The 8,000-nt window shown below is 69.2% G+C and carries 7 protein-coding genes and 1 pseudogene; all 8 read left to right on the top strand.

Annotated elements, in window-relative coordinates; all coding sequences use genetic code 11:
* Positions 1-142 (top strand): type III secretion protein HrpB4 (locus tag G3N92_RS28205; RefSeq protein WP_277396203.1); only part of this gene is annotated, 142 nt, incomplete at its 5' end.
* Positions 127-897, top strand: a pseudogene (gene sctL, locus G3N92_RS28200) (type III secretion system stator protein SctL); the annotation flags it as partial. The gene G3N92_RS28205 and the pseudogene sctL, both read left to right, overlap by 16 nt.
* Before the next feature lie 410 nt (positions 898-1,307).
* Positions 1,308-2,663, top strand: a complete 1,356-nt coding sequence (sctN, locus tag G3N92_RS28195; protein WP_206130869.1) for a type III secretion system ATPase SctN — start codon at positions 1,308-1,310, stop codon at positions 2,661-2,663.
* Complete coding sequence (locus G3N92_RS28190) at positions 2,660-3,184, top strand: type III secretion protein (RefSeq protein ID WP_206130868.1); 525 nt, start codon at positions 2,660-2,662, stop codon at positions 3,182-3,184. The genes sctN and G3N92_RS28190 overlap by 4 nt, the downstream gene beginning before the upstream one ends.
* The gene (gene sctT / locus G3N92_RS28185) at positions 3,181-4,041 is read left to right on the top strand and encodes a type III secretion system export apparatus subunit SctT (protein ID WP_206130867.1); all 861 of its coding nucleotides are present in this window, start codon (positions 3,181-3,183) and stop codon (positions 4,039-4,041) included. The genes G3N92_RS28190 and sctT overlap by 4 nt, the downstream gene beginning before the upstream one ends.
* A gap of 230 nt (positions 4,042-4,271) precedes the next feature.
* Positions 4,272-5,711 carry a helix-turn-helix transcriptional regulator gene (locus G3N92_RS28180; protein ID WP_206130866.1) on the top strand — a complete coding sequence of 480 codons (1,440 nt, stop codon included), beginning with the start codon at positions 4,272-4,274 and terminating at the stop codon, positions 5,709-5,711.
* A 37-nt stretch (positions 5,712-5,748) separates the two neighbouring features.
* Positions 5,749-7,572, top strand: a complete 1,824-nt coding sequence (gene sctC, locus G3N92_RS28175; protein ID WP_206130865.1) for a type III secretion system outer membrane ring subunit SctC — start codon at positions 5,749-5,751, stop codon at positions 7,570-7,572.
* A gap of 170 nt (positions 7,573-7,742) precedes the next feature.
* On the top strand, positions 7,743-8,000 hold a 258-nt coding region (locus G3N92_RS28170), incomplete at its 3' end, for a hypothetical protein (RefSeq protein WP_206130864.1).

The following is an 8,000-nucleotide window of genomic DNA, read 5'->3' as shown; positions in this document are numbered from 1 at the left end:
GCTCACGCGCCTGGCGCTGCCGCGCGCGCTGACGCCGCCGGCCTCGCTGCCGGCCGCGAGCGGGCTCGATGCGGCCGGCTCGATCCGGCTGCTGGCCCGGATGCCCGAACTGCTGCCGGAGGTTGCATGGCTATTTGGCTGAGCCGTCCGCGCGACGCGCAACACCAACCCGACGAAGACACCCTGCGCGCCCGGCTCGGCGCGGCCAGCGACGTGCTGCCGCGCGAGCTGTTCGGCTCGCTCGTCTCGCTCGACGACGCCTACGCGGCGCTCGCCGACGATCGCGCCGCACTGATCGAGGCCGCGCGCAACGAGGCGCTCGGCATCGTCGAAGCGGGCCACGCCGAAGCCGAAACGATCCTGGCCGCCGCCCGCCGCGAACGCGACGAAGCCGCGCGGCAGGGCTATCGAGACGGCTACGACCGCGCGCTCGGCGACTGGATGGATCGCCTGGCCGACGTCGCCAACGCGCAGAACCAGCTTCAGGTGCGCATGCGCGAGCGGCTGGCCGACATCGTCGCGTCGGCCGTCGAGCAGATCGTGCGCACCGAGAACCGCGAGGCGCTGTTCGAGCGCGCGCTCGCATCGGTCGAGCGGATCGTGGACGGCGCGACCTATCTGCGCGTGGCCGTGCATCCCGACGATCTCGACAGCGCCAAGGACACGTTCGACCGGCTCGCCACGCGCTGGCGCGAGCTGGGCCGCCCGATCCCGATGTCGGTGGTCGGCGACAAGCGGCTCGCGCCGGGCAGCTGCATCTGCGAATCCGATTTCGGCGCGGTGGATGCGAGCCTCGACACGCAGTTGCGCGCGATGCACGGCGCGGTGTCGCGCGCGCTCAAGCGCACGCTGGTGGAGGCCGAGCAGGACATGGCGCAGGACGCCGCCGAGGCCGAGGCGGCGCAGGGCGAGATGGCCGCCAGCTATGCGCAGGAGGCTGAACTGGCTGCGCACGAGGCGTATCCTGTCGCGCCGCCGGCCGCTCAGGATCCCTATGCACATCAGGATCCGTATGCGGCGCAGGATCCGTACGCCGCCGCGCCGCACGATCCCTATGCGCATCCCGATCCGTACGCGCATCCCGATCCGTACGCGCAACCGGATCCGTACGCCGCGCAGCCTGCCCACGATCCGTATGCCGCCGGCGAGGCCGTGCACTACGAAGCGGCGCAGCAGTACGAAGCGCAGCCGGATGAAACCGCGCATGGCGAAGCCGCTCCCGCGGCCCCGGCCGCATCGCAGCAAGCCGGCCACGCCCCGGCTCCCGCGCCCGAACTGACCGTCAATCTGCGTCACGGAGGCCCCCGATGAGGAACGTCTCCTGGCTCGAACGTACCGACGATTTCGAGCGCCTGACCGACGCGATCGAGCGCGAGATTCTCGCGGTGCCGGCCGTGGCGCGCACCGGCAAGGTGATGGAAGTGGTGGGCACCGTGATCAAGGTGTCCGGCCTCGACGTCACGCTCGGCGAGCTGTGCGAACTGCGCTCGCCCGAGGGCGAGCTGCTGCAGCGCGCCGAGGTGGTGGGCTTCACGCGCGACGTGGCGCTGCTCTCGCCGTTCGCGCGGCTCGAGAACGTGTCGCGCGCCACGCAGGTGATCGGCCTCGGCCGCCCGCTGTCGATCCAGGTGGGCGACCAGCTGCTGGGCCGCGTGCTCGACGGCCTGGGCGACCCGATCGACGGCGGCCCGCCGCTCGATTCCGACGATTGGCGGCCCGTGATCGTGCAGCCGCCCGACCCGATGACACGCCGCATGGTCGACACGCCGATGCCCACCGGCGTGCGCGTGGTGGACGCCATGATGACGCTCGGCGAAGGCCAGCGGATGGGCATCTTCGCGCCGGCCGGCGTGGGTAAATCCACGCTGATGGGCATGTTCGCGCGCGGCGCGGCCTGCGACATCAACGTGATCGCGCTGATCGGCGAACGGGGCCGCGAAGTGCGCGAATTCATCGAGCTGATTCTCGGCCCGGACGGCATGGCGCGCTCGGTGGTGGTGTGCGCGACGTCCGACCGCTCGTCGATGGAGCGCGCCAAGGCCGCGCACACGGCCACCGCGATCGCCGAATATTTCCGCGACCGCGGCCTGCGCGTGCTGCTGATGATGGATTCGCTGACGCGTTTCGCGCGGGCCGGCCGCGAGATCGGCCTGGCTGCCGGCGAACCGCCGGCGCGGCGCGGCTTCCCGCCGTCGGTGTTCGCGGAGCTGCCGCGCCTGCTCGAACGCACCGGCATGGGTGCGACCGGCTCGATCACCGCCCTGTATACCGTGCTGGCCGAGGACGAAACCGGCGGCGACCCGGTAGCGGAAGAAGTGCGAGGCATTCTGGACGGCCACATGATCCTGTCGCGCGAGATCGCCGCGAAGAACCAGTACCCGGCGATTGACGTGCTCGGCAGCCTGTCGCGCGTGATGTCGCTGGTGGTGCCCGACGCGCACAACCGCGCCGCCTCGCGCATCCGCGAGCTGATGGCCAAGCATCGCGACGTGGAAGTGCTGCTGCAGGTGGGCGAATATCAGCCCGGCCAGAACCCGCTCGCCGACGAGGCGATCGACAAGGCCGACGCGATCCGCGCGTTCCTGTGCCAGCGCACCAGCGATTACGCGGCCTACGACGAAACCAACGCCTATCTGCACGAGCTGTCCGGAGTGAGCGCATGAGCGTGGATGCCCGCCTGAAGCGGGACCGCCGCGCGATCGCGCTGTCGCGCGCGAGCGACCGCCGCCGCAAGCAGAACGAACAGTTGCGCATGCAACTGGTGGGGCAGCGCGCGGCGCTGGCCCAGCGCGAGGACGAACACGCGCAGGCGATCGAGCGCGTCGAGCAGGACGCCGCCGCCGTGCAGGCCATCGACGACCAGATCGACGCGATGATGACGGGCGCGATGCCGTTCGTGGTGGACGATTTCCAGGCCTGCAAGATCGTGCGCGGGATTGCCGTGGAGCGGCTGCACGCGAGCGAGGAGCAGGTGGAGCTGGCCGTGCAGGCGGTGCAGGACGCGCAGCAGGCGATCGTCGAGAGCAATCGTGCGATCGCACGCAACGTCGGCAGCATGGATGCCTGCGAGCAGCGCATCGGCGTGATGCGCCGCAACTACCAGCGCGCCGAGGACGACGCCGCCGACGACGAGGCCGAGGACGGCGTGCTGGCGCGCCGCGCGCGCGACAAGGCCGCCGCATGAACCCGTCGCTGAACGTATTGCCCGATCTCACCCATCTGGTGATGGGCTACCTGACGCTGATCGGCGTGTCGTCGATCCGGCTGTTCGTGATCATGACGATCTTCCCGCCGTCGGCCGACGGCGTGCTGCAAGGCCCGGTGCGCAACGCGATCGTCATTCTGTTCAGCACCTTCATCGCCTACGGGCAGCCGCTGTCGTTCGGCGAGGAACTGCACGGCGCGGCGCTGGTGGAGCTGGGGCTGCGCGAAGGGATGATCGGGCTGGTGCTCGGTTTCGCGGCGTCGTCGGTGTTCTGGGTGGCCGAATGCGCGGGCTACTACATCGACGATCTGACCGGCTACAACAGTGCGCAGGTGCAGAACCCGCTGCGCAACGAGCAGGCCACGCCCACCGCCACGCTGCTGCAGCAGGTGGCGACGGTGGCGTTCTGGAGCCTGGGCGGCATGAGCTTCCTGCTCGGCACGCTCTACGAATCCTATCAATGGTGGCCGCTCACGGCGCACAGCGTGGACGTGTCGAGCGTGCTCGAATCGTTCGCACTGCAGGAGACCGATTCGCTGATGCAGCAGGTCGCGAAGCTCGCCGCGCCGGCCGTGATGATTTTGTTATTGATCGACGTGGCGTTCGCGTTCGCCGCGAAATCGGCCAGCAAGCTCGAACTGATGGGCCTGAGCCAGCCGGTGAAGGGCGCGGTGGCGGTGCTGCTGCTCGCGCTGTTCGTCGGCGTGTTCGTCGATCAGGTGCACGATCAGCTCACGCTGTCGTCGTTCACGTCGCAATTCCGCGCGTGGGCCGATGCCGCGCACGCGAACGATGCGGGCGCGGCCACGCATCCGGCCGCGCCGCATGCGAAGTGATGTTGCCGTGCGCGATGTGTGCTGAGAATGTCTTGATGAAGTGAGTGAGGAATGGGCTGAGTAATCGTGAGACTCGCACGAAGCCGCGTCGCGTGGGGCGCAATTCTCAAATCGGCATCATTGCTGAAGATTGCTCAGTCAAACTGAGAGTCCGAAGATGAAGCGACGACTACATTGGCTGCATGGCGCTGCGATCCGGTGCCACGCGCAAATGCAAGGAGAGTCGCTTCATGTTTTCGATGCTCTATTTCCCGATCGTATCCGCGCTCGCCGCTTCCGATGAAGCCGCCGGCGCCGGCAACGCAGCCCGTACCGTCGATTCGATTCTCGACGGCGAATTCGGTGCGGCCGTGCAGCAGTCGGGCCGCCGTCTCGACGATTCGGCCTCGTCGGCCACGGCCCAGGAACTGCAGTGGCACGCGGATCTGCAACTCGTGCTCGGCTTCGACGCCGAAGCCGAGGATGCCTACCGCCGCGCGCAGCGCCGCATGCGAGCCTCGAAGGCCGAGATTCGCGTGGCGACCTGCCGCAACGCCGCCTGGCAAGCGCTGTTCCGCCATCGCATCGGCACCGCGCTGGCCTGTTTCGCCCGCGCCGCGGACGAAACCGAGGCGCATCCGTCGCGCCGCATCGAGGCGCGCATCGGCATCGCCTGCGCGCTGCACGAACTGGGCCGCACCCGCGAAGCGCTCGAGGCGCTCGACGAGGTGACGGTCACGCATCCGCGCTGGCGCGAAGTGGTGACGTCGCTGCGCTTCGACCTGATCGCGCAGCACGAGCTGCGCTGCGCGAACGCGCTGCAGGATCACGTCTACTGGCGCTCGGCCGCGCTCGCGAGCCCGGCCGCCTACCTGCCCGCGCCGCGCGTGGGCTTCGCCGAGGCGCTGCAGGCCGCGGCCGGCGTGCGCGCGCCGCTGCTCGCCGCGCGCGTGGCCTACCTGCGCGATCTGCGCAACGTGATGGGCGGGGATCGCGATGCGATCGCCAACGTGTGTGCATATCTCGAACGCGTGCGCGAACAGGGCTTCGCCGATTATCAGCGCGCCGTGCGCCTCGAAATCGCGCTCGCCACGTTCGTGGGCGACGCGCCGCACATCGCGCAAACGATCGTCGAACCGCTGCACCAGGGCGTGCGCGGCTCCGACACCGGCCACCGCCAGCTCGAATATCTCTACTGCGCCGCCAAGCTGCGCGAAACGCAGGGCCGCGCGCAGGAATCGCTGCAGTGGTACAGCCGTTACGCGCTGGTCGCGATGCAGTGCCTGCGCGAGGATTCGCACGTGCGCACGCCGGCGCTGGATCGCCAGCCGAAGGCCGCGCCCGACGACGTCAGCGCGCGCCTGCCGGCCAAATACCGCCGCGCCTACCGCTACGTGCTCGACAATCTCGATCGCTCCGATCTCTCGGTGCGCGAGATCGCCACCCAGATCGGCGTGACCGAACGCGCGTTGCAGAGCGCGTTCAAGAGCTGCCTCGGCCTCTCGCCGAGCGAACTGATTCGCACGCGCCGCATGGAGCGCATCCGCGAGGCGTTGATCGATCACGCCGACGCGGGCGACCAGCGCGTCCTCGAAACCGCCCGCCGCTGGGGCGTACAAAGCCGGTCCACGCTCGTGACCGGGTATCGCAAGCAGTTCCGCGAAGCGCCGTCGGAAACCCTCGAACGCTGACGCGCGCCTTCCCCTCCATCCTCCCGAATCGACATCCATGAGAGCGAAGAAGCTTGTTGCCGCCGCGTGCATCGCGGCGGCGCTGTCTGCCTGTCTGTCCGATGCCGCGTTCGCGGCGCCCGTGCGGTGGCGCAGTGCGACGGTCCACGTACAACTCGACGGCAAGGACCTGAAGGACGTGCTGCGCGATTTCGCGGCCAGCCAGGGTATTGCCGCCTCGATCGCGCCCAACGTATCGGGCACCGTCACGGGCCGTTTCGACCTGTCGCCGCAGCGGTTCCTCGATACGCTGTCGTCCACCTTCGGCTTCGTCTGGTTCTATGACGGCAACGTGCTGTCGATCAGCAGTTCGAACGACGTGACGCGCCAGGTGCTGCAGCTCGATCACAGCGAGATCGGCCAGTTGCGCTCGACGCTCAAGCAGATCGGCCTCGACGATCCGCGCTTCCCGCTCACCTACGATCCGGTGTCGGGCACGGTGCTGGTCAGCGGCCCCGCGCAATACGTGCAGATGATCGCCGACGTCGCGCAGCGGCTCGACGCGAGCACCGGCCACCGCAACGGCTCGGTGATCCGCATCTTCAAGCTGAAAAACGCGTGGGCGACCGATCACGACGTGCAGGTGGACGGCAACAAGGTCACCGTGCCCGGCGTGGCCACCATCCTCGGCAACATGTACAGCGTGAAGTCCGGCTCGTCGGGCGGCCAGCCCAGCTCGTCGCCGAACATGCAGCGCGTGCAGTCGCTCAACGACGTGTCCGGCTCGTCCACCGGGATGATGAGCGGCGGCGGTGGCGGCAGCGGGATCCAGCCGCCGCCGTTGCCGCCCTCGATGACGGGCTCGCAATCGGTGGGCCAGGCCGGCCAGGCGTTCGGCGGCGCGTACGACAACAACAACGCCGGCTACACGCGGCGGCGCGGCGGCGGTGGCGGCGGCTCGGGCGGCGACGTGGCCGTGACCGACGGCAGCGACGGCCTGCCGGTGATCCAGCCCGATCCGATCACGAACTCGGTGCTGATCCGCGACACGCCCGATCGCGTCGGCCAGTACGGCGATCTGATCCGGCAGCTCGACGTGCGGCCGAAGATCGTCGAGATCCAGGCGCACATCATCGAGATCGACGACGACACGCTGCGGCAGATCGGGGTGGACTGGCGCGCGCACAACAGCCACGTCGACTTCCAGACGGGCAACGCGCAGCAGGCGCAGAACACCTACGACGGCCAGCTCAATCCGATCTTCGGCACGGTCGCGCAATCGACCAGCGGCTCGTCGAGCACCACCGGCTCGCTGGTCAACGCCACGCCGGGCGGCGCGGCGCTGTCGGCGGTGGTGGGCGGCGCGGGGCGTTACCTGCTGGCGCGCGTCACGGCGCTGCAATCGACCAGCAAGACCAAGATCGACGCCTCGCCGCTGGTGGCGACGCTCGACAACGTCGAGGCCGTGATGGACAACACCACGCGCTTCTTCGTGCGGGTGCAGGGCTATACGTCGGCCGATCTGTACAGCGTGTCCACCGGCGTGTCGCTGCGCGTGCTGCCGCTGATCGTCGACGACGGCGACAAGACGCGCATCAAGCTCAGCGTGCACATCGAGGACGGCCAGCTGACGCAGCAGCAGGTGGACAACATCCCGGTGATCACGACCAGCCAGATCAACACGCAGGCGTTCGTCGGCGTGGGCGACAGCCTGCTGATCGCCGGCTACACCACCGACACGCAGACCAACGGCGTGACCGGCGTGCCGTTCCTGTCGCGCATCCCGCTGCTCGGCGCGCTGTTCCGCTATCACAGCGACGATCACTCGCACAACGAGCGCGTGTTCCTGCTGACCCCGCGCGTGATCGACGCGGGCGTCTGACGCCGGAGCCGGCGGCGCGCGCTCGCGCCCGCCGGCTCGGTTCGCATATCGGTGGCTCGCTTCGCGCCACTACCGAAAGGGCCGGATGGGCACCCCCTATAGTCGGACGAGTCGGCATTGCCGCCGGCCATTCCGTGGGGGAGTCGTTCATGTCGTTGTCCATCAATTCCATGTCGACGCAGTCAATCGATCCGTCGTCGCTCGATACGAGCGGCAGCAGCGGGTCGAATGCGGCGTCGTTGATGCAGGTTCTGCAGCAGATCGCGCAGATGATTCAGGAAATCACCCAGGCGCTGAAGATGGCCGCTTCGGCCGACCAGGACGGTTCGGGCCTGGGCGGCGGGGGTGGTGGGGGTGGTGGGGGCGGCGGCGGCATGCCGCAATCGCTGGCCGCCGCGCCCGGCGGCGGTGCAGGCGGCGGCGCGCCC

It is taken from the genome of Burkholderia sp. Ac-20379 (genome assembly GCF_017104645.1).
Lineage (GTDB): Bacteria > Pseudomonadota > Gammaproteobacteria > Burkholderiales > Burkholderiaceae > Burkholderia.
The sequence above is the reverse complement of the archived record's forward strand: the minus strand, read 5'-3'. Positions and strand labels throughout refer to the sequence as shown.